This window comes from bacterium (assembly GCA_029210545.1).
Lineage (GTDB): Bacteria > BMS3Abin14 > BMS3Abin14 > BMS3Abin14 > BMS3Abin14 > JARGFV01.
The window spans coordinates 1-1351 of the sequence record JARGFV010000004.1 but is presented as its reverse complement, the minus strand read 5'-3'; the positions used below and the strand labels follow the sequence as shown (position 1 = coordinate 1351).

The 1351-nt window shown below is 61.6% G+C and carries 1 protein-coding gene; it reads left to right on the top strand.

Features of this window, described 5'->3' with window-relative positions:
* Nucleotides 1–1011 (top strand): cytochrome c3 family protein (locus P1S46_00785; GenBank protein ID MDF1535023.1); only part of this gene is annotated, 1011 nt, incomplete at its 5' end.
* Nucleotides 1012–1351: the final 340 nt, after the last annotated feature.

Here is a 1351-nt window from a genome sequence, read left to right as displayed (position 1 = left end):
GGATCAGCCAACAAGACGCTCCTGGTCCAGGATCCGGCAACCCTCTGTTTCGAATGCCACGACGACCCTGCGGAAAAGGCTGTTGTCCACGAGGCCGCCGCGGACGGAGGGTGCGTGGATTGCCACAGTCCCCACGCCTCGAAGAACAAGGCGCTGCTCATCAAGCCCGATCCGGCCCTGTGTTCCGAGTGCCACGAGGTGGCCGACGAGGGGGCGCTTCACAGCATCATTAAGGAAGATGGCTGCCAGGCCTGCCACGACCCCCACTCGTCCGACAACGCCACCTTGCTGTCGGGCCCGGCCGAGGGGCTGTGCTCCGAATGCCACGACTCCATGGTCGAAGGGGCCTTCGTTCACGAGGCGGTCTCCGATGGGAGCTGTACCGATTGCCACACACCCCACGCCTCGGCCAACAGGCCCCTTCTCCTGAGTGACCAGCGCACCCTTTGCGGGGAGTGCCACGAGATCCTGGGTGAATTCGACAACAAACTGCACACTGCCCTTACGGAGGGCAGCTGCACCGACTGCCACGCTGCCCACTCCGGGCCCCAGCCGCAACTCCTGATCGCCGCGTACAACAAGGAGCGTTACCCGGATGGTTTCGACCCGGAGATGTACGCTCTGTGCTTTGCGTGCCACGATCCCTCCCTTGTTACCGGCAAGGGGGAGGACGGGGTCACCAACTTCCGGGACGGGGGCAGGAACCTTCACGACCTCCACGTCCAGGGAGAGCTCAAGGCCAACAAGTACGGCATCGTCAAGAGGGGCAAGGCGCGTTCGTGCGTTGCCTGCCACAGCCCCCACGGCTCCTCCCAGCCCTTTGACCTGCTCCGCGAGTACGAGTGCGAGACGCTCATGTGCTACACCATGACCTTTTATCCCTTCGACGACGGGGGCAAATGCATGGTGGGGTGCCACAAGCCCCAGTCGTATCACAGGGAAATGGGGATTTCGGGGGAGGCGACGGAGGGCCAGCTGGGAGAGCGCAGGGAGGGCGGGGTAGCGAATTAGGGTAAAGGGTCCTTCCGGGAAATGAGTACCCAGAGGAAACAATACAGCTGGGGGGTGGAAGATTCAGGCGTATGCCGTCAGAGCTTGAAAAGGCTGTTGCACCACAGAACTCACTAAGAGCACAGAGAAAATCTGGGAAGATGGGTTCCGGCCGACCGGCGTCAGAGCCCGGAAGAGCATGCAGCACGGAGGCACGGCTTGTCACGCCACAGCTAGCCCGCATTATTCATGATGCAAATGAGATGTCAGCTAACTGTGTGGCGATTAAAGATGATGACTTCGCAAAAAGTCATCAATGCGCCCCGCGCGGGGCGCCCAAATCAATGACTCACCGCGCCTG